General features: G+C 38.1%; 22 protein-coding genes. 10 read left to right on the top strand and 12 right to left on the bottom strand.

The features are described from left to right. Positions 1-117 precede the first annotated feature (117 nt). The 7 genes from I5M19_RS05500 to I5M19_RS05530 all read left to right on the top strand — a co-directional run bounded on the left by I5M19_RS05500 (position 118) and on the right by I5M19_RS05530 (position 5118). Positions 118-1053, top strand: coding sequence for a ring-cleaving dioxygenase (locus I5M19_RS05500; RefSeq protein ID WP_200065052.1), 936 nt, complete (start codon positions 118-120; stop codon positions 1051-1053). Between the two features lies 1 nt (position 1054). Beyond that, the gene (locus I5M19_RS05505) at positions 1055-1678 is read left to right on the top strand and encodes an alpha/beta hydrolase (RefSeq protein ID WP_200065055.1); all 624 of its coding nucleotides are present in this window, start codon (positions 1055-1057) and stop codon (positions 1676-1678) included. Between the two features lie 31 nt (positions 1679-1709). Next, positions 1710-1994 carry a GNAT family N-acetyltransferase gene (locus I5M19_RS05510; protein WP_200065058.1) on the top strand — a complete coding sequence of 95 codons (285 nt, stop codon included), beginning with the start codon at positions 1710-1712 and terminating at the stop codon, positions 1992-1994. Positions 1995-2042: 48 nt separating this feature from the next. After that, complete coding sequence (locus tag I5M19_RS05515) at positions 2043-2876, top strand: MBL fold metallo-hydrolase (RefSeq protein ID WP_200065061.1); 834 nt, start codon at positions 2043-2045, stop codon at positions 2874-2876. 5 nt (positions 2877-2881) lie between these two features. Then, on the top strand, positions 2882-3559 hold the full coding sequence (locus I5M19_RS05520; RefSeq protein ID WP_200065064.1) for a pseudouridine synthase: 678 nt from the start codon (positions 2882-2884) through the stop codon (positions 3557-3559). A 67-nt stretch (positions 3560-3626) separates the two neighbouring features. Next, entirely contained in the window at positions 3627-4865 is a 1239-nt protein-coding gene (gene fabF / locus I5M19_RS05525; RefSeq protein ID WP_200065067.1) for a beta-ketoacyl-ACP synthase II, read from the top strand. Between the two features lie 31 nt (positions 4866-4896). Further along, positions 4897-5118, top strand: coding sequence for a DUF1456 family protein (locus I5M19_RS05530; protein ID WP_235985769.1), 222 nt, complete (start codon positions 4897-4899; stop codon positions 5116-5118). Here I5M19_RS05530 and I5M19_RS05535 read toward each other — a convergent pair. The 12 genes from I5M19_RS05535 to spt form a co-directional block, all read right to left on the bottom strand. Continuing rightward, complete coding sequence (locus I5M19_RS05535; RefSeq protein ID WP_200065074.1) at positions 5115-5690, bottom strand: CAP domain-containing protein; 576 nt, start codon at positions 5688-5690, stop codon at positions 5115-5117. The genes I5M19_RS05530 and I5M19_RS05535 overlap by 4 nt on opposite strands. Positions 5691-5802: 112 nt before the next feature. Further along, positions 5803-6555: a hypothetical protein gene (locus I5M19_RS05540; protein ID WP_200065077.1), complete on the bottom strand. Its 753-nt coding sequence runs from the start codon at positions 6553-6555 to the stop codon at positions 5803-5805. A gap of 200 nt (positions 6556-6755) precedes the next feature. After that, positions 6756-7694 (bottom strand): phosphatase PAP2 family protein, encoded by a 939-nt coding sequence (locus I5M19_RS05545; RefSeq protein ID WP_200065080.1) that lies wholly within the window; start codon positions 7692-7694, stop codon positions 6756-6758. Further along, positions 7687-8316, bottom strand: a complete 630-nt coding sequence (locus I5M19_RS05550; RefSeq protein WP_200065083.1) for a sterol desaturase family protein — start codon at positions 8314-8316, stop codon at positions 7687-7689. The genes I5M19_RS05545 and I5M19_RS05550 overlap by 8 nt, the downstream gene beginning before the upstream one ends. Before the next feature lie 6 nt (positions 8317-8322). Further along, a complete protein-coding gene (locus I5M19_RS05555) occupies positions 8323-8928 on the bottom strand; it encodes a DUF4833 domain-containing protein (protein WP_200065086.1) in 606 nt (201 codons plus the stop codon). Then, positions 8921-9631: a CDP-alcohol phosphatidyltransferase family protein gene (locus tag I5M19_RS05560; RefSeq protein WP_200065089.1), complete on the bottom strand. Its 711-nt coding sequence runs from the start codon at positions 9629-9631 to the stop codon at positions 8921-8923. The genes I5M19_RS05555 and I5M19_RS05560 overlap by 8 nt, the downstream gene beginning before the upstream one ends. 28 nt (positions 9632-9659) lie before the next feature. After that, a complete protein-coding gene (locus I5M19_RS05565; RefSeq protein WP_200065092.1) occupies positions 9660-12209 on the bottom strand; it encodes a DUF5686 and carboxypeptidase-like regulatory domain-containing protein in 2550 nt (849 codons plus the stop codon). A 19-nt stretch (positions 12210-12228) separates the two neighbouring features. Further along, complete coding sequence (locus tag I5M19_RS05570; protein ID WP_200065095.1) at positions 12229-12600, bottom strand: GtrA family protein; 372 nt, start codon at positions 12598-12600, stop codon at positions 12229-12231. 234 nt (positions 12601-12834) lie between these two features. Then, positions 12835-14157 (bottom strand): inositol-3-phosphate synthase, encoded by a 1323-nt coding sequence (locus tag I5M19_RS05575; protein ID WP_200065098.1) that lies wholly within the window; start codon positions 14155-14157, stop codon positions 12835-12837. 101 nt (positions 14158-14258) lie between these two features. Next, a complete protein-coding gene (locus I5M19_RS05580) occupies positions 14259-15242 on the bottom strand; it encodes an NAD-dependent epimerase/dehydratase family protein (RefSeq protein WP_200065101.1) in 984 nt (327 codons plus the stop codon). Then, positions 15239-16357 (bottom strand): GNAT family N-acetyltransferase, encoded by a 1119-nt coding sequence (locus I5M19_RS05585; RefSeq protein WP_200065105.1) that lies wholly within the window; start codon positions 16355-16357, stop codon positions 15239-15241. The genes I5M19_RS05580 and I5M19_RS05585 overlap by 4 nt, the downstream gene beginning before the upstream one ends. Positions 16358-16405: 48 nt before the next feature. Next, positions 16406-17626 (bottom strand): serine palmitoyltransferase, encoded by a 1221-nt coding sequence (gene spt / locus I5M19_RS05590; protein ID WP_200065108.1) that lies wholly within the window; start codon positions 17624-17626, stop codon positions 16406-16408. A 337-nt stretch (positions 17627-17963) separates the two neighbouring features. On the opposite strand from spt, the gene I5M19_RS05595 reads away from it, so the two are divergent. From I5M19_RS05595 to I5M19_RS05605, 3 genes are all read left to right on the top strand, one after another. Then, positions 17964-19307, top strand: coding sequence for a TolC family protein (locus I5M19_RS05595; RefSeq protein ID WP_200065110.1), 1344 nt, complete (start codon positions 17964-17966; stop codon positions 19305-19307). An 8-nt stretch (positions 19308-19315) separates the two neighbouring features. Continuing rightward, on the top strand, positions 19316-20434 hold the full coding sequence (locus tag I5M19_RS05600; RefSeq protein ID WP_200065112.1) for an efflux RND transporter periplasmic adaptor subunit: 1119 nt from the start codon (positions 19316-19318) through the stop codon (positions 20432-20434). Positions 20435-20495: 61 nt separating this feature from the next. Next, the gene (locus tag I5M19_RS05605) at positions 20496-23675 is read left to right on the top strand and encodes an efflux RND transporter permease subunit (protein ID WP_200065115.1); all 3180 of its coding nucleotides are present in this window, start codon (positions 20496-20498) and stop codon (positions 23673-23675) included. Positions 23676-23799: the final 124 nt, after the last annotated feature.

A 23799-nucleotide genomic window follows, 5' to 3' on the forward strand; every position in this document is an offset into this window, starting at 1 on the left:
CGTAATCTTAAGGTAGATTAAGTTTCTGCTTTAATGTAGATTAAGTGGTAATGGCAGGTTTATACCGATCTTTGAAGTGTTAAAAGTTAAGCAAAACACTAAATAAATATTACCAACATGGAAAATACAATAAATGGCATACATCATATAACCGCGATAGCCGGTAATGCCAAACGCAATTATGATTTTTACACCAAAGTATTAGGCTTACGCCTGGTGAAAAAAACGGTAAACTTTGACGATCCTGAAACCTATCACCTATACTATGGTGATAGACAAGGTACTCCGGGCAGCATACTTACGTTTTTCCCTTGGGAGAACATTCAAACCGGACGCAGAGGTGCACGGCAGGCTACAGAAATTGGTTATTCAGTACCTGAAAACAGCCTTGATTTTTGGTTAAACAGATTCGAAAAACATAATGTGATCTACAATAAAGTAGCCGAGAAATTTGGCGAATCTTATCTGACTTTTTTAGACCCGGATGGATTAAAACTGGAACTGATAGCATCATCAAAACCTGATAATCGTTTGCCTTGGGAAACCAACGAAGTAACAGCTGAGAATGCAACAAAAGGATTCTATAACATCACCATCACCACCAACAAACTGCAACCAACCGCTGATATTCTTACCGGTGTATTTGGTTACAGGTTATTAGAACAACATGTTAACCGGTATCGTTTCATTACCGATGCGGTTGAAAATGCAGCTATAGTTGATTTGGTAGAGGTACCCGGAGAAGTTGCCGGGCATGTAGCCGGAGGATCGGTGCACCACGTTGCTTTCAGGGTGAAAAATGAAGAAATATTAATGCATTATCGCGAAAAAATTGCCGCCTTAGGTTTACATATTACTGATAAAATAGACCGTAATTATTTTTATTCACTTTATTTTCGTGAACCGGGTGGTGTGTTGTTTGAATTAGCTACCGATAATCCCGGTTTTGATGTGGATGAACCTGTAGAAGAATTAGGAACACATTTAAAATTACCTGCACAATACGAACAGTATCGCGCAAGTTTAGAAAAAACCTTACCTCAATTAAACTGATATGTACACACATAATATTCAAATAACATCTGCGGGTGTATCACCTGCAGATGCTAAAGGTGCTATAATAATGTTGCATGGCAGGGGTGGCACTGCGGCAAATATCCTTACACTCGCTCGGGATATCAATATAAAAGATATGGCTTTATATGCTCCGCAGGCTACAAATCAAAGTTGGTATCCATATAGCTTTATGGCACCCGATAATAATAACCAGCCTGCGCTTAATTCGGCTTTGCAGGTGATTGATGCTGTTGTAAAGCAAATTAAAACCGACGGAATACCGGAGGACAAAATATATTTTATGGGTTTTTCACAAGGAGCATGTTTAACATTGGAATTTATAGCGCGTAATGCCAAACCTTACGGCGGCGCCGTAGCATTTACCGGTGGCCTTATAGGCGAGAAGTTAGACCTGATAAATTATAAGGGAGACTTTAACAATACTCCTGTTTTGATTACAACAGGCGATCCTGACCCTCATGTGCCTTTAAGCAGGGTAGAAGAAAGTGTTGCGATATTAAAAAAACTAAACGCCGATGTAAATTTAAAAGTTTATAAGGGCAGGCCGCATACCATCACTTTTGAGGAATTGGCACTGGCTGATCAATTTGTATTTTTATGAACAATAGCTTAACCATTAAACAGGTGCAAAAATGAAATACACGGATATAGAACTTATAAATAATACAGTTATCCATAATTTTGAATTATTTGTTGAGGGCTATCGGGCTTTTATTGATTATAAACAAAAAGATGATAAGCTATATTTAATACATACCGAGGTGCCTGCAGAATTACAAGGGAAGGGCGTAGCAGAGGCAATGGTAGAAAAAGCACTGATCTACCTTGAAGCAAATCATTATAAATTGGTGCCCTTATGCAGTTATGTGCAGGTGTATTTGCAACGCCATCCGGAATGGAACAGACTGCTCGCTTGATGTGCTTTTTTTCTTTCGGCATTTGTGTAAAATGTTTTACTTTGTAAAATGCCGGTGTTTATTGCGTCATTAAATTCAGGGAGTAACGGCAATTGCTATTATATTGGCAATGAGCGGGAAGCCATTTTGGTTGACGCCGGTATTTCCTGTCGCGAAACCGAGAAACGTATGGCCCGTCTCGGCTTATCCATAAAAAAGATAAAAGCTATCTTCATCTCACATGAGCATTCAGATCATATAAGGGGACTTGCTGTATTATCCAGAAAATATAGTCTGCCTGTATATGTTACCGAGGGCACTGCACGCTACTGCGGCGAAATACCTCCGGAGTTCTGTATCCAATTAAAGTCATATGCGCCTGTAAATATTGGCAGTTTACATATTACCGCTTTTCCTAAACATCACGATGCAATAGAGCCGCATAGTTTTATGATAAGTAGCGGTGAAATACGCATCGGTGTTTTTACAGATATAGGTGCGCCATGTGAACATCTTATCCGTCATTTCAATCAATGTCATGCTGCTTTTTTAGAAGCTAATTATGATGAGGAGATGCTGCGGAATGGCAGGTATCCGTTTTTCTTAAAAAGAAGAATAACCGGCGGCAAGGGGCATTTATCCAATGAACAGGCGTTGAAATTGTTTGTGGACCATCGTGCAGAATATCTTAGTCATCTGCTATTGGCCCATCTTTCAAAAGATAATAATGATCCTGAATTGGCCCTGCGCTTATTTGAACAACAGGCGGGTACAACATTGGTACGTGTTGCCTCACGCTATCAGGAAAGTGAAGTTTATTGTATCGATCCGGAAATTACCTCTGTAACCGACAAGCCTGTTATCAATCAAATTACCGGGCAGTTTCAATTTGTATTAAGCTGATACGGATGCTCGAAATTTTATATCAGGATGAATATCTGATAGCTGTTAATAAACCCCACGGTCTGCTGGTGCATCGCTCGCCTATAGCCGCTGATGCCGAAGTGTTTGCTTTACAATTGCTGCGCGATCAGATCGGAAAAAAGGTTAACCCCGTTCATCGTATAGACAGGAAAACAGCAGGAATATTACTGTTTGCCTTTGATAAGCAAATCGAAATTGCTATGCAAAAGCAGTTTATGGAAAACAAGGTGCGAAAAAAATATTTAGCTATTGTACGCGGTTATACACCCAATACCGAAGAGATTGATTACCCCCTGCGCAAAGAGAACGGTACGCTGCAGGATGCTTTTACTAGGTATAGCACACTAAAGCGGGCCGAACTTAATATACCATTGGGCCAACATCCAACCTCACGCTATTCATTGGTTGAAGCAGTGCCTGAAACAGGCCGTATGCATCAGCTGCGTAAACATTTCAGCCATATTTTTCACCCTATAATAGGCGACCGCACACACGGCTGCAATAAACAGAATAAGTTTTTTAAGGATAACTGGGATTTGGACACCATGTTGTTACATGCATCAGTATTAACTTTCAATCACCCCGTGCACGATAAACAAATAACTATTGAAGCAGCCTTGCAGCCTGAATTTAATAGAATAATGCGTTTAATGGAGTGGTAATATTAAATTAAACTATAGTATTTTTGCGCCAACCAGAAAAAGCGTTTATATATATTCTGATTTTTAAATGAAAAGAGTTGTTGTTACCGGTATGGGTGTTGTTTCCGCGACGGGAACAGATGTAAAAAGTTTTTGGAATAATATTGCAGAAGGCAAAAGTTCGGCCCGGCCTATCACACGTTTTAATCCTGAAAAATTTAAAACGCACTTTGCCGCCGAATTGAGCGGTTTTGACATGTCTCAATACCTGGATAGGAATGAGATAAAGCGCAGCGACCTTTACACCCAATATGCCTTAGTTGCAGCAGGACAAGCCATCAAAGATTCGGGTTTTGAACTGGAAAAAATGTCGCCTTTCGATATAGGGGTTATATTTGGCTCAGCACAAGGTGGTATGGAAACATTTGAACAGCAATATCGCGAATTCGCTGCCTCCGGTTTTGAACCCCATTTTAATCCTTTTTTTATACCGAAAACATTGGTAAACATGGCTTCCGGAGTCATATCCATTAAATATGGCTTTATGGGAGTTAACTTCTCTACCGCTTCGGCTTGTGCAAGTGCCAATACAGCCATAATGGATGCACTTAACTATATTCGTTTTGGAAAAGCGAAAATAATACTAACAGGCGGCTCTGATGCTCCTATAAGTGAAGCATCAATAGGAGGGTACAATTCTCTTAAAGCATTATCTACCCGTAATCACGAACCCGGAAAAGCATCCCGTCCTTTTGACGTGGAGCGCGATGGTTTTATGATGGGCGAGGGAGCAGGAGTTTTGGTTTTTGAGGAGTATGAACATGCAAAGCAACGAGGTGCTCATATTTACGCCGAAGTGGCCGGTGCAGCTATGACATCAGATGCGTATCACATTACGGCCACACACCCTGAAGGGACGGGTGCTATACAGGGCATGAAAATGGCTCTGCAAGACGCCGAATTAAATGCTTCTGACATAAGTTATATCAATGCCCATGCAACTTCAACACCCGTTGGTGATATAAGTGAAGCTAAAGCAATTAAGGCAGTTTTTAATGGCAATAACGATCTGCATATCAGTTCTACAAAATCTGTTACCGGGCATTTATTAGGTGCTGCAGGCGCAGCCGAGGCTATTGTAAGTATAAAAGCAATTACCGAGGGTGTTATACCGGCAACAATAAACACCTCGGTTATTGATCCGCAGATACCTGATGGATTGAACATAATTATAAAAGAATCTGTTAACCACAATGTGAACGCAGCATTAAGTAACACTTTTGGTTTTGGAGGCCATAACGGAATAGTTATATTTAAAAAAATATAAAGAGATAGGGTTTATGAGTAATAATGATATTATGAAAAAATTGCGTGTTGCCTTACAGCTTCGCGACGATGATATTATTGAAATATTAAAATTGGCCAATTTCCGTACTACTAAAACAGAGCTAAGCGCCATTTTCCGCAAAGACGACCACCCTAACTTTCAACCATGTAAAGACCAGTTACTGCGGAATTTTTTAAATGGATTGGTAATATACAAGCGCGGCCCTATGCCTAAAAAGGGCGAAAGTAATTAATGGCTATTGGGTTCATTTTGTATTAAGCGGTATTTTCCACTTTTTATCAGTTTTTGTTGCTGAAGGCTGAATGATTCACGCCCTCCAAAATCCTGCACCCAATAACGATTGTCTTCTGCTACGCCTACTTCTTTAAAACCGGGGTTCATCAGGTTTTTACAATGTCCCTCACTTTTAAACCATCCATCCATTACTTCTTGTATACTGTTTTGGCCGTAAGCAATATTTTCGCCGATCATAAAACTTTTATACCCTTTAAAAATATAGCCGGCAAGCACTATACGGTCTTCCATATTACGGCCATCTTTACTGGTATGATTAAAATAATGATTATCAGCCATGTCTCTGGCGTGCCCTTTGGCTGCAAGTTCTAAATAATTGTTCCAAACCAATGGTGGTACAGGTGGCATGTATGTGCTGCCACAATTGCAACCGCTTTTTCGGGTTTTATTAATGAGAGCTAAAAACTCTTGTTTAAAGTTGGTGTGGGTATCGGGTTGTATTGTATGTGCGCTTTTACTTATTAGTAAAATTAAAAGAGAAAATATTGTGGGCCAAAAATATTTCTTCATGTTGCCCTGTATGACCTCTTTTTGAAGCGGTGGTTTAAAATTAAATTTTACTTTTTATTCTGTTTAAAAAATAAAAAAAGTAATATGGCAACCGCTAAAGCGCTAAAAGCTATTATAATGATGCTATTTTTTTTGCGTCGTTCAGTTTGTAAGACTTTTTGTTGGATGCGTAAACTTTTTTTTTGTTTATAGAATCCTGTCGGTTTTTTATAGAGTCTTGTACGGCAAGTATTTTTAAGGCTTCGTCCTTTTTAATGCTGTCTTTTATAAAAATTGATCTTTTTAAGGCGATGTCCCCTTTTTTATAATCTTTCATCCTGTTATATAAAAAAGAATAATAACGCTGCACGTCTGATTCGAGCAATGGCATCTTGTTTTTGGTCGATAATCTCAGGGCTTCATTCAAATCGCGCATAGCGAGACTGTAATCCTTAATATCCATTTTTATAGCGGATAGCTTAATTAAAGACGAAATTATATTAGGTACATCATTTTGTAAACGTGATAAGTTGTTTGATTGAAGAATAAACCATTTTGCCTGAACGAATTTTTTTTGAGAATGATAGATGGTTGCCAGATTATAAAATGATGTTCTTAAACCCGTTGTATCATCATATTTACTATACATATGTAAAGCAAGCATTGTGTAATTTAATGCTTCGTTTTGGTAACGCAATTTTTGACGTTTGTCAGTAATGGTATCATATTTCATATATTCAGCAGCAATTGCCGAATAAACGGGGCCTTTTAATGAGTCATTGGTAGTAAGCTGCAGTTTCTGTTTCAAACTGTCGATATTATCAGCTGCAGAAACTGAGATAGCTGATGCTATCAGGAATATAGTAAGTAAAAGTAAATTTTTCATATGGATACAGCTCAGTATACTTGGCCATATTCAAATTACATGCCTAATTAAATTTAATATATTAATGGGGTAACTTTAATGCTAATAACCTTATCCGTAGTGCATCGCACAGCTATTTAAGCTTTTAAATAGTTTTTAACATTCCAGCAAATCCGAGGCTTAAACTAATATTCGTATTTAAAACTATACACCGGGTGCTGCTATTGTATAAATTTTGAATAATTGGATATGAAGCGTTTAAAAGAAGATGATCGGTGAGAAACAAAATTATATAACGTTATGCCAATCCCGGCACATAATATTCCGGCTAATACATCTAATACATAATGATGACTGGCATAAACTGCAGTGAACCATATACCCACCATTACAATAGCGAAAAAGATATTGATAATGCCCAACCGGTTTTTGATACCGTAGTATAACACTATTACGGGATAGGAGGAATGCAACGAAGGCATCGCTGCAAAAACATTAGATCCCTTTGCATATATCGACTTAAAAATACCAACGTTAAAGAATCTATCAAACCGGGCTAAACCGGCAGTACTGCCTTGGGTTAGCGGCTGAAAATTAAATCCATGCGATTGTATATACCATGGTGGGGCAGCAGGATACATATAATATACTATAAAACCCAGCATGTTTACTAATACAAACGTCAATGCAAAATGCAGGAACTGAGTTCTGTTTCTAAAAAATAAGTACGCAGCAAATGCCAGTGGTACCGGTATCCAGCATAAATAAAATATCCCTGCTATTACATCTACAAAACTGTTTGCTTTTAACAGCAGGTATTCATTAGGGGTTAATAATTTACCGTGATAGGATATGCCAAAAATATTTTTTTCCGCATGATATAATTCTCCTATAGCTACCTTATGATAGTAGTAATTAGGAAAGGCTTTCATATAATCAAATATGATCCAGTAGATTATAAAGATGGAAAAACCGAGAATGAATTTACGGGTTGGGGCAGAGGCGTAAAAAAGCACATTAAATATGCCCAGCAATACTAACTGATCGCTTTTAAACCCAACTAAAAAATAAGATAGAACTAAATAGGCTAATGATATTACAGATACAATAATTATGTTTTTTGTGTTGATCTGTACACCATTATTGTCAGCATCAGCCATTTTGCTTTTTAATGAAATCAGAATTAAATATTTTATCCCATAACGGTGAACTTACGCCATAACCCTTTGTAGGATCCTGGTAATGATGCAACATATGGTGCTGTTTTATTTTTTTCCAGAATTTACCTTTAAAATTAAAATGATGAATAGCGTAATGAGAAATGTCGTAAACCAAATATCCTAAGATAAATCCGGGAAAAAAGCCGAATACATAGCCCGCAGGTAGTAAAGCGTTAAACAAAAAATAGAAACCGGTAGCTAATGGAATACTCGCGGATGGAGGCATAACCAAGCGCTTGGCATCACTCGGATAATCATGATGAACACCATGAAAAATAAAATGTATACGCAATGCCCATTCTTGTTTAGGCATGTAATGAAAAACAAATCTGTGCAGTATATATTCCGTAAATGTCCACACAAAAAGCCCTCCTGCAAAAAGCCCTAAAAAAGTTAAGATACTTATGGGTTCTTTAAATAAAGCCATATAGCAGCAAACCAATATTACCGGAAGATATATAAATATGGGTACAGTATAATGTACTTTAGATAAACTCTCTAATAAGTTGCTCTTAAACATTCTCACAGATTCCTGTGAATTAGAAACATAATTCTTTTTCATAATGAATCAGGGTTTAAAACGTTCTGTAATTTCTTTTCCACTAACAGGGTCAGTTCCCCTCATCTCCACATAAACTACGTTTGGCAACCAAAAGGAGCCGCCCTCAATTTTAACAAATACTCTTTGAAGCATCATTTGCTTTTTCGCTACAATTGCGAAGATATGATATTTTCCGTCTGCTCCCTTCATCAAAGTAAGCGGAAATTTTTTGTATGACACAAACCTGATATCATACTTACCATCAGTTAACTTTTTTTGAGTAAGACCGTAAGCAAATTTACGTTGTATGTAATTTAATTCCTGTTTTTTTCCGCCTTCGGTATAACGTATCCAATAAACATGGACAGGGGTTTCCGAGTCAAGTTCGCCGGTGGCTTTGTCTGTATTTAGTTCATATATCAGGGTGTTTGTATTTGGCGGACGCTGTATATAAAACAGCCTTTTTGGATCAGGTGGCGGAACCGGAAAAACTAACGTATCTGTAAAAGTTTTTTCAGTAAAAACTGTCGCTTTAGGTTTGTGCCACTTTTCAGTTGTTACTGCTTTTGCCGGCCTAATGGTACAACATAAAACAAGCAGACACGAAAATATGAATAATTTAAATTTATGCATTTTCAGATAACGCCTTTTTGGCATCCATCAGCCTTTTAAAGGCTGTAATATTAGTTAATACCGCAAGCACCGAAATGGGTATAGTGAAAATTGACATTGTTTCAAATACATGAAATTTAATGCCAGGTACAAATAACTTATAATCGCCACCAATATATGATGAACTGATACCGCAGGCTATGGCAAAAACTCCGATGGTTACAACACGTTCGGGGCGTTGCATTAAACCACCCTTGCACTCTACGCCAAGCCCTTCAGCCCGTGCTCTTACATAACTTACCATCATGGAGCCAATAAGGGTTATAAAAGCCGCAATTGAACTTAAAAAATAATGATGCGCTACTAAATAATAGCAAATTCCTAAAAACATGATCAGTTCACTATAGCGATCAAGTACGGAATCATATAGTGCCCCAAAAACTGATTTCATGTTTCCGAGCCGTGCAACTTGTCCGTCAAGCATGTCAAATAATCCGGCAAACAAAATAAGCGCGCCTGCCCACCCTACATAAGTTAAATCTCCGCGATTACCCTTTTCTGCGCCAATAATAAAAACAGCCGCTACCCCAACGTTTAAAATAAACCCGATAGTGGTAACTGCATTTGGGGTTAATCCTATTTTTATCAGGATCTTAACAAATGGATCAATGATTTTATATATGCCCAACTGCAGGCTGATGCGTATTGATGTTGGCTGTTCCATTTAACAATAATAAATAATTTTAAACATATTAAAAATCAAACTTTATCCTTGTACGTATGCCCCATTTGGCAACATCCGGGTGGTCTAAATAATTAAATCTTCTCACTAAATCAACCCGTATAAATTTAAAAATATTTTCAATGCCCACGCTGCCTTCAATATATGGCTTGTTACCCAATGAGTAAGTGATGGGTGTGCCGGTGTCGTCTACCGGGAAACGATAGAGCGTAGGATGTATAGACGGGTTGTTCTCATCTCTCACACCCCCGTAAAGTAATTTAACCGATGCTGTTTCGCGCCACTTTAGTTTTTTTAGTAATGGGATCCTGTTAAAAAATAACCCGCCGAAATGATGGTCAATATTTACGCTCTCGAAGTGATCACTTACAAACTCAAGAAAGTTCATTAAGTTGTAAGAGTCTAACAGATAGGCGTATGTTTGGTTAGCGCGATGAATGGTTAGCAAAGGGTAGGGTACCTGCCCAAATATATTACCTGCTTCTACTGATACATCTGAGTATCCAAGACGCCTTAAATAGAATCGTTTGTCAGCTCTGAAATGCAGGTTCTGATAATTATAACTCCCGCCTAAAACATTCTTCAGCCCCGCCGTCAAATCAAGCGATAGTATTGGATACTTATTGATAATGGGAGTACGGTATAGTTTACCCTGGTAAAATTGCTCGTGTGGTGCATAACGTATCCCAAAAGATGCCTCGGTAGTGGTTAATGTACTTACAACATTTCCCAAGTTGGTTATAAAGGGTAATAAACTGCCGGCTGGCGTCTGCATCCATTTTTTTGCGCCGATGGTGTATGAAAAATGATTCTCAAATTCATGTACATAATCCAGCTTATAAATATCATTATAAAGATATTTATCGTTATTCCCTCTTTTAAATGATAGCAAAAAGTTGTCTTCCTGAACAAACTGTGCCTGTTGCCCCGGTATTTTGGTATCACGCTGAAAGCTCGCTCTTAAATAATTCTGTGGAAACCTGTATATACTTGAATTGTTAAAGGAGTAGGTGCTGCTAAAAAAATATTTCCATTTTTCGTCCTTAAATCCGTAAGCGCCATATGTTTCAAAATAAATACGTTTACTTAATTCAGGTGTTGTTCTGCCGCCCAGTCTTAGTCTGAAACCCTCTACAGGATTAAAGCTGTAAAATGTACTTGCCGGGCCAAGTTCAAACGGACCGAAACCTTTATATCCGGCAAATAAAAGTGTTACTATATCTGCTGTACGCCTAAACGAGGGCATATGCGTAAGGCTATCAATATTTTTATAAACTTTTGATTCCGCAAGCGTGAGTGTATCAAGCCTGTTTTCCCTCCAAAACTGTTCGCTTCGATGTTTTACTTCATCGGATGCTACTTCAGTATTGTTTGTATACGTAGTATCCGGACGAGGCTTATTTATAATGTAATTATCATATGTAATAGTACGAATGCCAAATAAGCCACTTTTTCCGTTTTGAGTTAACCCAAAATCAGCATATGTAGTACTTTTATTTAAGTGATACCTGCCATCAGGGTTTTGAGCGAACTCCTGATCAATATGTAGTGATTTTACAAAGTTTACATTAATATTCTTATTAACTGTTAAATTAACCGCTTCAACCGCATAATTACCATCAAGTGTTATATACATTCTTCCCTCAAAAAGTACATCGTTGGTGTTGCGGGGTGTAAAGCTTAATTCAACCAGTTTATTATTGCTGTCTGTTGCAATGGTGTCTGTAATAAAAAACTTGTATGCACTAGGTGCGGCATTTGATATAGGGCTCAAAAAATCACGTGTAAGCAACATGATGCTATTATCATAAATGTCTACCTTGGCATATAAATGTTTAAAATACTGCGTAATACCCTGATTATCTACCGCGGCGCCAAAGTTCACACTTTTCTCTCCTAATATAACTTCGCGCGTATTTTCTGGTTCTTTACGATAGTACACCTGCGATAATTTTTCATCAAGATAGATCGGAAGTAAAGATTTTCCGGGAAAAGACGTGCTGTCGCGGTTCTCGAATATGAATTTGTACTTACGAAAGAATTTTTTTTCAGATATTTTCTCTGATAAATTACTCAGGGAAAACTGCATTTTATCGTACTCTTTATATTCAACGTAATTGTAATTTTCCGGACGGTTTTTCTCACGGTGTGCTACAACCTGCCGTATCAATTCAACAGCCGGATTATCTTTATTAGTATATTTCTTTCTTTTGGCCGATGTTACATTAACCTCATTTAGTTGCGTTTCTGTAGGAACAAGTTTTACATTGATAACCTGTGTTTTTCCTGGCTCAACAGGTATTACTGCGTCTTTGTAACCAATATAGGTAACTTTTATCTGGCTGTAAGGTTTTACGGATTGTATAGTGTATTTACCGTCATTATTGCTGTTTGCGCCAATAGTACTCCCTGTAAATGCAACGGTAACAAACGGAAGTGTTTCCTTAGTTTTTGCATCAGTTACTATTCCAGTTACTACAGTATTTTGGGCAATAACTAAATTGCTTATAAAAAAAAGCAGTAAAAAGGATGATATTTTAACAATGGCCTTAAACTTCATCTAAACTTTTTATGATATATTATGCAAATACAAACTTCTTTTGCATGAAATAATTATAACTCACACCTAGGGAAATTGAAACTATTACTTTCGAGGCTATATAGCTTAGCCCGATGTAATGGGTAACAAAAAACACCCCTGCTGTTGTTAAAACAATATTGCCACCCCAAACCAAAAAATATTTTACAGCTTGCTTAGGGATGGTATTTTCTTTCCGCTTAAATACCCAATTACGTCCTAAACCAAAGTTTATTATGCCTCCGGTGAGGGTGCCTATAAGGCTTGCGGATAAATACCAAAGGTAAAAAAATTCCTTGCAGACTATTGTGGTCAAAAAGTCAAATATAGAGGCCACTATTGATGACGCCTGCGCTTTTACAAATGTTGCCATTGGCAATAAACCGATTATTTGTTAAAATTATTTGGCGATTGAAGATTTTTATTCGGCAATACCCAAAAAGTTAGATGGGTTTATGTAATCTACGTAAAAACACATCTCTTAATTTTATTGAAGAACTAATAACTGAAGGGGAAGGTTATTTGTTATTCTCTATTGTAGTACTATTTAAAATAAAAGCCGACTATTAGCAAAAACTAATAGCCAGCTTTGTATGTAAGTTGATTTTTATTCGCCAGCGAACATGTCTTCGTAGTAGTCAAGGCCGAGATGTGTGATCAGATCTTCGCCCATTAAATAACGTAAGGTGTTCTCCAGTTTAATTAACTGTTTAAATATGTCATTTTCTGCAGGTAAACCAGGTGCAGTTTGCGGTGATTTTAAATAGAATGATAACCACTCTTGTACTCCGCTCATATTTGCACGTTTAGCCATGTCGCAAAACAATGCAAGATCCAGCGCAATAGGTGCTGCTAATATCGAGTCGCGACAAAGGAAATTGATCTTGATCTGCATTTTATAACCTAACCAGCCAAATATGTCGATATTATCCCAACTCTCTTTATTATCACCGTGCGGAGGATAATAATTGATGCGTATTTTGTGATAGATATCTCCGTATAGTTCCGGGTTCTCTTCCGGACGTAAAATATCTTCCAACACGCCTAATTTTGAAACCTCCTTTGTTTTAAAGTTGTCCGGATCATCTAATACCAAACCGTCGCGGTTACCTAATATGTTTGTAGAGAACCATCCTCTAACACCTAATGAACGAGCAGCTAAGCCGGGCGCTAAAACTGTTTTCATTAAAGTTTGCCCGGTTTTAAAATCCTTACCCGCAATAGGGGTTTGTGTTTCTTTAGCCAGTTCAATTAATGCCGGAATATCTACAGTAAGGTTAGGAGCGCCGTTTGCAAACGGAATGCCTAATTTTAATGCGGCGTACGCATATATCATGCTTGGAGATATACGTTTGTCATCGTCTTTTAATGCTTGCTCAAATGCTGCAAGCGACTGGTGTATCTCTGAAGCTTCGTAATAAATTTCAGTAGAACCGCACCATACCAAAACTATCCGATCGCAATCGTTATCTTTTTTAAAGTTTTGGATATCATCCATTACAGCCTGTGCAAGCTCTAAACGTGTACCTTGTTTAACGTGGGTGCCTATTAAATTTTTTGCATAGTTTTTATCAAACGCAGCCTTCATGGGTACAATAGTTTCCAAGCCATCTTTTACTGAATTCAAAAGATCGGCTTCCAGCACTTTTGCGTTCATAGCTGCCTCGTATACGTTATCCTCATATACATCCCATCCGCCAAAAACAATATCGTTTAAGTTAGCTAATGGTACAAAATCTTTAATTTTAGGATGACGATTTTCTGTTCTTTTACCTAACCGGATGCTACCCATTTGTGTAAGTGATCCAACAGGCTGTGATATGCCCTTTTTTACGGCCTCAACGCCGGCAATTAATGTTGTAGCTACCGCACCCAAACCTGGTATCAAAATACCAAGCTTGCCTTCGGCAGGTTTAATGTTGACTTTCATTATTGTAATTTATTTTAATATTAATGAAACAGTTACACAGTGCTATCTAAGCTAGTTTAGTAATGTAGTAACGGTCTCTGTTGTTGTGTACAAATGTTGGGCTATTTAAGCCATTTATTTTCTTTATACCATTGTATAGTATCGGTTAAACCCGCTTTTAAATTATATTGCGGATAAAAACCTAATTCCGACTTTGCCCTCTCAATATCGCAATGCCAGTTAACAGCAATTAATTCGCTTATTTTCTCAAGATTTACAACAGCAGCTTTGCCCCGCAAAGAACTTATATTCCCTGCTATTGCAGCAACTATTTTTACAAAGTTTACAGGCAGATGAAACTTAATGGTTTTACTTTTTAATAAAAACTTTGTTATGTCAGCCATTTCATACCTGTCATAAAAATTACCGTCTGATATGTTATACGTACTTTTTTCAGGGGCAAATAGAGCTTTTACACTAACTACCGCTAAATCTTTAACAAATACAAAGCTAAGTTTTTGCTGAATATTGCCAATATATGGTTCAATACCTTTTGCAATCTGTTTTAAAAATATAAAAATATCGGTATCCCGCGGGCCGTAAACTGCCGTTGGTCTTAAAATAGTGTAATTCAGTTTTGTTAGTGATTTCAACTTTTCTTCAGCCAAAAGCTTGCTTTTTCCGTAAGCGGTAAAAGGCGCAGGCGCAGTATTATCAGTAATTAAACCGTTTATGCTTTTTAGTGCGCCTATAGTTGCAAGGCTGCTTATAAAAACAAATTTTTTCACTCCTGCTTCTTCAGCAGCTTTGGCCAAGTTAAAGGTATATGTAGCATTAATTAAATTATATTCACTCGCAGAGCGTGCTTTTGTGGCGCCGGCAGCATGAATAATATAATCGTATTTTTTCTCCTTAATTTCTCTTGTTAATGCCGCTATATCATTAAAAGCAGGATAGGTATATTGAATATCTAAATTTTTCAAATGCTCAATCCGGCTGCTTTTCCGTACAGCTGCATACACTTCCAGATTATTTTTTAGTGCTTCTTCAATAAGATGGTAACCTACAAATCCACTGGCACCGGTTATTAAAACCCGATCCTTCATATTTCCTTCTCGTATATCCTGTAAGTTTTATATTGGTCGCCTCCTATAGCTTCAATAGCCCGGTTTACCATGTCGTTATGTTCAAGCGTCCAGGATGCCTCGGCGTATTTTAGGCCTTTGCGTCGGTATTCTTTTATTATACTTCCGTATAAACAGGCTTCGATACCCATTTTACGGTAACCATCTATAACGCCCAGCAGCATTATTCTTATTCCGGTTATTTTCTTTTTATTAAGCAATAATTTAAAAATCCCGGTTGGTAATAATCTGCCTTTTTTTATAGTACGCAGTATCTGGTTAATATCAGGTATAGCCACTCCAAAACCAACAATTTTACCATCCTGTTCAGCAACAAGTGCAAAATCAGGATCAAGTATCATTTTCAGATCTTTGGCGGTATAATCAAACTCATCATTGGTCATCGGGAAAAAGCCCAGATTTTTATCCCATGCCTTATTATATACTTCACGTAAGGCATCCGCTTCCTGTTTAAAGTTTTTAAGGTTGATTTTGCGGATAGTAATGCCGCTGTTACGTGTTAACCTATCCTGTAATTTATCCAGTAATTGTAACGATTTGTCATTATAATTACCACCTTCCCAATACCATGCTAACAGGTCAACTTGTTTTTTTAATCCCGCATTTTCAAGCAGATCAACATAATATGCGGGGTTATAGGTCATCATTACCACAGGTGGCTTTTCAAACCCCTTTACTAATAAGCCGCAGGTTTCGTTTGTTGAAGGGTTAACAGGCCCGACAATTTTGGTGGCGCCTTTTTCTTTTACCCATTTTTCTGCTGTATCAAAAAGCAGGTTAGCTGTTTCCTGATCATTTATACAATCAAAAAAACCGAAAAAGCCGTCGCTAACGTTATTGAATTTGTTATGATTGGTATTGAAAATAGCGGCTATTCTACCTGTAATTTTTCCATCATCGTAAACTAAAAATGGTTGTAAGGAAGAATGCTTGTGAAAAGGATGTGTAGTTAACAGATCTTTTTGAGCTATAAATAATTCCGGTACATAATTAGGGTCATTCTTATACAGATCATGTGGAAAATCAATAAAAGCTGCAAGTTCTTTTTTTGATTTAACCGGAATAATTTCTTTCATTTTACAGACTTATAGTTCAATTGTAGCAACGCGAGTAAGAGGGGTAGCTTACGGGGTTTGAATTTTTTCTTTTTCTTTTATATTATCTACTCCAACCACCTTAAATGCAGCTATTAGTTTATCAACTGCCTCTTCAATTTGTGCAAATGTATGCGTGGCCATTAAAGAAAAGCGAAGTAATGATGAATCAGAAGGTACAGCCGGCGATACTACCGGGTTTACAAATACACCTGCATTTTGCAGATAATTGGTTACCTGGAATGTTTTGGCATTATCGCGTATATAAATAGGTAATATCGGACTCTCTGAAGCACCAAGGTCAAAACCTTCGTCAGTTAATAACTTAACGGCATAATTGGTGTTATCCCATAGTTTGGCAATTCGCTCAGGCTCAGCTTCAATAATATCAAGTGCGGCTAATACGCTGGCTACTGAACCAGGGGTCATGCTGGCGCTAAACATTAAAGATCGTGCCCTGTGTTTAATATAATCAATCGTATCATGGTCGCTGGCAATAAATCCGCCCAAAGAGGCAAGTGACTTACTGAAAGTGCTCATGATAAGGTCAACTTTGTCAGTTAAGTTAAAATGTGATGCAGTTCCGGAACCATTAACACCTATAACTCCCAGGCTATGCGCATCATCTACCATTATATTTGCACCGTATTTATCAGCAAGCGCTACAATTTGAGGTAACTTAACAATATCACCCTCCATGCTGAATATACCATCAACCACAACAACTTTTACCGCCTCTTCAGGTAGGATACTTAATTTACGCTCCAGATCATTCATATCATTATGAGCGTACTTAATCACTTTTGAAAACGATAACCGGCAACCATCAATTATTGAAGCGTGGTCGTATTCATCTAATATTAAATAATCATTGCGGCCTGTGATGCACGAAAGTACTCCCAGATTTACCTGAAACCCGGTACTGAATAATACGGCCGATTCCTTACCTACATATTTAGCCAGGCGGTTTTCCAGATCGATATGGATATCAAGTGTTCCGTTCAAAAATCTTGAACCTGCACAACCCGAACCATATTTATCAATAGCTTTTTTTGTGGCTTCTTTTATTTTAGGGTGATTCGTTAATCCTAAATAAGAATTCGAACCAAACATTAAAACACGCTGATTATTAATTATAACTTCAGTATCCTGGCCTGACTCTATTGGCCTGAAAAAAGGATACAGGCCCTGTGCCCTGATCATATTTGCATCCTGGAACTGAGCAATCTTCTCGTGTAATTTTTTAACCATTTATTAACACTGCTTAAATTTTTTGTAAAAATACCATGAATAAGCTTATAACTTGCATATGAAATGTAAATTTTTTCACACTGTTTTAATAAGTGTTCACATTTACTCTCAACAGGCAAATTAATTAAATTTTTATTTAATCAAGGTTACTAATTTTCAATTTGCAAAAAAAACATTAAAAATTGTAACATTATAATATCAATTATCTGCCTTGCGTAAAATTTCTGTTGTCAATTTTTTTATGTTTTATAATAACTTCATATTCGTGCTCCCCTTAATTGCTATTGAAAAATAAAGAAAACGATTTCTTTTTTGTTTTACTGTTGTCTAAAAATTTATGAAAAAAATATACTGGTTTTGTATATCTAATATATTGATTTTTTTTCCTTTTTTAATTTTTGCTCAAGCACCGTCTGATACCAGCACTGCCACAATAAGTTTAAGGCAGAGTATCGATTTCGCGTTAAGCAATCAGCCCATATTAAAACAAGCTAATATTGATGAGCAGATAAATGAAAGAGATATCCGCATAGGATTATCTGATTGGTTGCCCCAGGTAAACAGCACAAATCAATACCAGCATTATTTTCAAAGACCAGCAGTGGTAAGTACAGGCTCAGCGGGTGGTACTGGTCAGCAGTCATTGGCTATAGCGCACAATGTATCATCGTTAGGTGTACAGGCCAGTCAGGTTATTTATAATAGTGATGTATTACTGGCCTCAAAAGCGTCAAAATATTCCAGGCAGTTTTATAAAGAGAACACCGAGAGTACAAAAATTGAAGTGATAGCTGATGTAAGTAAAGCTTTTTTTGATGTGTTGTTATCTCAACGCCAGCTTGATATTATTAAGGAGGATATCGTAAGATTAAGGCGCAGCCTAAAAGATGCTTATTCACGGTATCAGGCAGGTGTGGTTGATAAAACTGATTATAAACAGGCTACAATAGCTTTAAATAACTCACTTGCAACTTTAAAACAAACCCAGGAAGCTATAAAAAGTAAGGAGGCTTATCTTAAACAGGTGATGGGGCTGAATCCGGCAAAACAAGTGGTATTGGTGTATGATTCCACCATGTTGCAGGCTAAGGCTGTAATTGATACTAACCAACTTTTAAATTATAACAACCGTATTGAGTATCGATTGCTTGAAACGCAAAAGAATCTGCAAAACCTGAATGTGAACTATTATAAATGGAACTTCCTGCCTTCTTTATCGGCAATAGGTGCATATAATCTTTCCTATTTCAGCGATAAGTTTTCCGGCTTATATCAAAATGCATATCCAACATCATATGCAGGCCTGTCATTAACCTTTCCTATTTTCCAGGGTACCAGGCGACTTCAGAATTTAAGCAAGGCACGGTTACAGATTGAACGTCTGGATCTGGATCTTATCAATACCAGAAATGCTATAAATACAGAATTTGTACAGGCGTTAGCCAGCTATAAAAGTAATTATACCAGTTGGCAGCTGATTGGCCAAAACGTTGATCTGGCAAAGGATGTTTACAAGGTGGTTGATCTGCAATATCGCGAGGGTATTAAAACCTATCTGGATGTTATTGTATCACAATCTGACCTGCGCACAGCTGAACTAAATTATTATAATGCATTATTTCAATTATTGTCAAGTAAAATTGATCTTGAAAAAGCTTTAGGAACTTTACAGGTAGAGTAATTATGGATATGAAAAACAAATATACCCTTTGTATTGCCGCTACGGCTACACTGATGTGGTCAGCATGCCACAATACACAAAAACAAGATCAGGCCCCGCCCGCTACGCCTGTAAATGTTATTACAGCTCAAAAATCTGATGCTGTTTATTATGATAATTACCAGGGCGCAGTAACTGCGTTAAATTCTGTTGAGTTACGGAGCCAGGTTGGAGGTTTTATAACCGGAATATTTTTTAAGGAGGGTGATGTGGTTACCAAGGGTACGCCATTATATGAGATTGACCGCCGCAAATATGTGGATGCTTACCAACAGGCCAAAGCTAACTTATCCAGTGCAAAAGCAAATTTGTCTAAAGCAGAAAAGGATGTTGCGCGTTACAATATGCTGCTTAAAAATGATGCCGTTGCCCGCCAAACTGTTGATCAGGCTACAGCAGCATTTGAAACTAATAAAAGCCAGGTGGAGGCTGCTCAGGCTGCTCTTTCATCAGCAGCAACAGATCTTTCCTATGCAACTATAAAGGCCCCCTTTACAGGCCGGATAGGTATATCACAAGTTAAATTGGGCTCGCAGATTACACCTGGTAGTACTTTACTGAATACCATATCAAGTGGCAATCCTATTGGGGTTGATATTGTGGTAAACGAACAGGATATAAACAGATTTTATAAAATACAGTCTAACAGTACAGATTCAACATTCAGACTCCAGCTTCCTGACGGAAGTATATATAGTAAAGGAGGTAAGTTGTTTGCTATCGACCGTGGTGTGAACGATCAAACCGGCACCATAAAAGTTAGGGTGGAATTCCCAAACAGCAACGATGTACTTAAAGATGGCATGAGCTGTGTTTTACAGGTTTTAAATGATGATTCAGGAAATCGCATTCAAATACCTTATAAAGCAGTTACTGAGCAAATGGGTGAATTTTTTGTATTTGTTGCAAAGGACACTATTGCCGAAGAGCGTAAAGTTGTTTTAGGACCTCGTATACAAAGTAATGTAATTATAACAAACGGGCTTGAAACCGGAGAGAAAGTAATTACCGAAGGCTTTCAGCGGTTACGTAATGGAGGTAAAATCACATTAGGTCCGCCACCTTCGGCGCAAGGTGCCGTCAAATAAAACACTGAAAGATTAACTGTAAGTGACAATACATATTCTTAAATACTAAGAAAGAAAACGAATGATCGCAGATACTTTTATACGCCGCCCTGTAACCGCCATTGTTATATCACTGGTTATTTTAATAGTAGGTGTTTTAGCGATAACTACGCTGCCTATTGGCCAATACCCGGAAATAACACCGCCTACGGTTCAGGTAACCGGCAATTACACAGGTGCTGATGCATTAACGGTAGAGCAAACTGTTGCAACGCCTGTAGAGGTGCAGGTAAACGGTACCCCCGGAATGACTTACCTGCAAAGTAACAGTACAAGTAACGGCCAGATGAGCATGACGGTAAACTTTGAAGTAGGTACCGATATTAACATAGCTGCTCTTGATGTTCAGAACAGGGTAGGTATTGCGCTGCCAACACTGCCACAGGAGGTACAGCGCCTGGGTATGATAGTGCGTAAACGTAACCCCAGTATATTAATGCTGGTGGCCATGTTTTCGCCAAAAGGCAGTCATGATGTAACCTTTGTTGATAATTATACCAACGTTTTTATAAAGGATGCTCTTTTACGCACAAAAGGTGTAGGAGACGTTTTTACCCGTGCGGATGATTTTAGTATGCGTATATGGCTTAAACCGGATAAGTTAGCCGCACTTAATATGACAGCGGCTGATGTTACAGCCGCATTGCAGGAACAAAACGCACAGGTTGCTGCAGGTACGGTAGGTTCCACCCCGCAAATGAAGGGGCAAACGTTTGAATATACAGTGCTGGTAAAAGGCAGGCTTACCGATCCTTCACAGTTTGAGGATATTGTAGTAAAAACTGTACCTGAAACAGGCGCCATTGTACATTTAAAAGACGTGGCCCGAGTTGAATTGGGTAAATTTAACTACGCGGGTAATTCATTTGTTGATGGGAAAAGAGCTTCATACCTTTTAATATATCAGGCACCGGGTAGTAACGCTATTGAAACTGCTGCAAATGTCACTGCTACAATGGAGCAGTTAAAAAAGACCTTTCCTGCTGATATCAATTACATAGTACCGTTTGAGTCGGTTACCGTGGTGAAAGTATCTCTTAAAGAGGTGATCGAAACACTGCTTATAGCCTTGGGGCTGGTTATTGTAGTGGTGTTTCTGTTTTTACAAAACTGGCGCACAACGCTAATTCCTGTATTAGCCATTCCGGTATCAATTGTAGGTACGTTCATATTTTTTATACCACTCCATTTTACAATAAATACACTTACGCTTTTCGGTTTTGTGTTGGCAATTGGTATTGTGGTTGATGATGCCATAGTGGTGGTTGAAGCGGTGCAGCATTATATGGATGAAAAAGGAATGTCTCCACGGGAAGCTACTGAACATGCCATGCGCGATATATCAGCACCGGTAATAGCCATTGCGTTGATATTAGCCGCTGTTTTTGTTCCGGTTGGTTTTGTACCGGGTATAGTAGGGCGTTTGTATCAGCAGTTTGCAATAACTATTGCTATATCAGTATTAATTTCCGCGTTTGTTGCACTATCACTTACCCCTGCGCTATGTACACTGTTGTTAAGGCCGCATAAGATAGACGATCATTCATCCGGTCTCAACCGTTTCTTTTATAAGTTTAATACATGGTTTGATAAGGTAACCGGCCGCTACCGTAATAGTGTCGACAGGGGAATTAAGCATTCCAAGTTTGTAGTGATTATATTAGTATGCATAGTTGTAGGAACGTTACTGTTATTTAAAGGTAAACCAACCGGTTTTATTCCTCTTGAAGATGAAGGTCGTGTATATGTAACTTACGATCTGCCCGAGGGTTCATCTACTGAAAGAACTGTTGCCGTTTTGCATGATATGATGAAAACGCTCGACAGCATACCTGCGGTAAATCATTATGCCGCTTTAGGTGGCTTAAACGCTGTTAACTTTGCAACCAAATCTAACAGCGCTACTATATTCGTACAATTAAAACCCTGGGATGAGCGTACCGATGACAAAGACAAATTACAGGGTGTAATAGCTACTATACAGAAAAAGCTTGCAAGATATAAGGAAGCCAATGTAGTAGTAATATCTCCTCCGGCTATCCCGGGTTTGGGTAACACAGGTGGTTTTTCGTTTGTATTGCAGGAAAAAGAAGCCGGCGGCGATATTAAAAACTTTGAAAAAGTGTTGCAAAATTTTACCGCCGAGGTTAATAAGCGGCCTGAAATAGCAAAAGCGTTCTCGTTTTTTACGGCGCATACACCCGCTTATCAGTTAACTATTGACCGGGAAAAGGCTAAAAAACTCGGTGTAAAAATATCAGACGTTAATAATGCGCTGCAAACTTATATGGGAAGCTCGTATGTGAATGATTTTACTATATATGGTCGTAATTTCAGGGTTGTTGAGCAGGCTGATACCAACTACAGAACGAGCATTCAAAATATTGGTCAGTATTTTGTGCGCAATTCATCAGGGAGCATGGTTCCGTTAAGCACACTAACATCATATAAGTTAATAGAAAATGCACCGCTTATATCGCATTATAACCTTTTCCGTTCTGCCGAAATAAACGGTAGTACAAATCCTGGTTATAGTAGTGGTGATGCCATAACCGCCTTAAGAGAGGTTGCCGCCAAAACATTACCGCAAGGTTACGGGTATGAATTTTCCGGCCTAAGCCGTGAAGAGCTTTTATCAGGCTCAAAAACCATATACATATTTGCTTTATCAGTTGCGTTTGTGTTTTTGTTTCTGGCAGCTTTATATGAAAGTTGGTCAGTACCGTTTTCAGTGTTATTAGCTGTGCCGTTGGGTGCGTTTGGAGCGATACTGTTTTTATCCTTCTGGCCAAAATTATCAAATAACGTTTATGCACAGATTGGTTTAATAACGCTGATAGGTTTGGCAGCTAAAAATGCCATATTAATTGTGGAATTTGCTAAGGAGCGTGTTGACAGGGGAATGGAATTAGAGAAAGCTACTTTAGAAGCCGTACGACTTAGGCTCAGGCCAATCATCATGACCTCGCTGGCATTTATATTAGGCGTAACGCCATTATTATTTGCGTCGGGTGCGGGTGCTGAAGCCAGGAAAACTATCGGCTGGACGGTATTTGGTGGAATGTTAACGGCAACGTCGTTAGCTATATTTATAGTTCCTGTGTTATTTTATATCATAACAAAGGCATCATATGGCAAAAAGAAACTTGCCGATTTGGAAGCGCATTACGTTCCTGACCCGGATCAGGATCCGGAGATATAACAAATTAAAAAGCCCCGATAGGGGCTTTTTTTATAAAAGGCCGTCTGAGATAATACTGCGGCATAGGATGCGTATAGTATTATGACTTGAAAAATGTTATTAAAGTAGTCCATTTTTACATAAC

It is taken from the genome of Mucilaginibacter segetis, assembly GCF_016522075.1.
Lineage (GTDB): Bacteria > Bacteroidota > Bacteroidia > Sphingobacteriales > Sphingobacteriaceae > Mucilaginibacter > Mucilaginibacter segetis.

What these genes read in the sequence shown, in the direction of transcription:
- I5M19_RS05575 (WP_200065098.1), bottom strand. Translation starts at nt 14,157, where the DNA reads ATGAAAGTCAACATTAAACCTGCCGAAGGCAAGCTTGGTATTTTGATA.
- I5M19_RS05545 (WP_200065080.1), bottom strand. Translation starts at nt 7,694, where the DNA reads ATGGCTGATGCTGACAATAATGGTGTACAGATCAACACAAAAAACATA.
- I5M19_RS05510 (WP_200065058.1), top strand. Translation starts at nt 1,710, where the DNA reads ATGAAATACACGGATATAGAACTTATAAATAATACAGTTATCCATAAT.
- I5M19_RS05560 (WP_200065089.1), bottom strand. Translation starts at nt 9,631, where the DNA reads ATGGAACAGCCAACATCAATACGCATCAGCCTGCAGTTGGGCATATAT.
- I5M19_RS05600 (WP_200065112.1), top strand. Translation starts at nt 19,316, where the DNA reads ATGAAAAACAAATATACCCTTTGTATTGCCGCTACGGCTACACTGATG.
- I5M19_RS05535 (WP_200065074.1), bottom strand. Translation starts at nt 5,690, where the DNA reads ATGAAGAAATATTTTTGGCCCACAATATTTTCTCTTTTAATTTTACTA.
- I5M19_RS05565 (WP_200065092.1), bottom strand. Translation starts at nt 12,209, where the DNA reads ATGAAGTTTAAGGCCATTGTTAAAATATCATCCTTTTTACTGCTTTTT.
- I5M19_RS05515 (WP_200065061.1), top strand. Translation starts at nt 2,043, where the DNA reads ATGCCGGTGTTTATTGCGTCATTAAATTCAGGGAGTAACGGCAATTGC.
- spt (WP_200065108.1), bottom strand. Translation starts at nt 17,626, where the DNA reads ATGGTTAAAAAATTACACGAGAAGATTGCTCAGTTCCAGGATGCAAAT.
- I5M19_RS05500 (WP_200065052.1), top strand. Translation starts at nt 118, where the DNA reads ATGGAAAATACAATAAATGGCATACATCATATAACCGCGATAGCCGGT.
- I5M19_RS05530 (WP_235985769.1), top strand. Translation starts at nt 4,897, where the DNA reads ATGAAAAAATTGCGTGTTGCCTTACAGCTTCGCGACGATGATATTATT.
- I5M19_RS05505 (WP_200065055.1), top strand. Translation starts at nt 1,055, where the DNA reads ATGTACACACATAATATTCAAATAACATCTGCGGGTGTATCACCTGCA.
- I5M19_RS05540 (WP_200065077.1), bottom strand. Translation starts at nt 6,555, where the DNA reads ATGAAAAATTTACTTTTACTTACTATATTCCTGATAGCATCAGCTATC.
- fabF (WP_200065067.1), top strand. Translation starts at nt 3,627, where the DNA reads ATGAAAAGAGTTGTTGTTACCGGTATGGGTGTTGTTTCCGCGACGGGA.
- I5M19_RS05580 (WP_200065101.1), bottom strand. Translation starts at nt 15,242, where the DNA reads ATGAAGGATCGGGTTTTAATAACCGGTGCCAGTGGATTTGTAGGTTAC.
- I5M19_RS05550 (WP_200065083.1), bottom strand. Translation starts at nt 8,316, where the DNA reads ATGAAAAAGAATTATGTTTCTAATTCACAGGAATCTGTGAGAATGTTT.
- I5M19_RS05570 (WP_200065095.1), bottom strand. Translation starts at nt 12,600, where the DNA reads ATGGCAACATTTGTAAAAGCGCAGGCGTCATCAATAGTGGCCTCTATA.
- I5M19_RS05595 (WP_200065110.1), top strand. Translation starts at nt 17,964, where the DNA reads ATGAAAAAAATATACTGGTTTTGTATATCTAATATATTGATTTTTTTT.
- I5M19_RS05555 (WP_200065086.1), bottom strand. Translation starts at nt 8,928, where the DNA reads ATGCATAAATTTAAATTATTCATATTTTCGTGTCTGCTTGTTTTATGT.
- I5M19_RS05585 (WP_200065105.1), bottom strand. Translation starts at nt 16,357, where the DNA reads ATGAAAGAAATTATTCCGGTTAAATCAAAAAAAGAACTTGCAGCTTTT.
- I5M19_RS05520 (WP_200065064.1), top strand. Translation starts at nt 2,882, where the DNA reads ATGCTCGAAATTTTATATCAGGATGAATATCTGATAGCTGTTAATAAA.
- I5M19_RS05605 (WP_200065115.1), top strand. Translation starts at nt 20,496, where the DNA reads ATGATCGCAGATACTTTTATACGCCGCCCTGTAACCGCCATTGTTATA.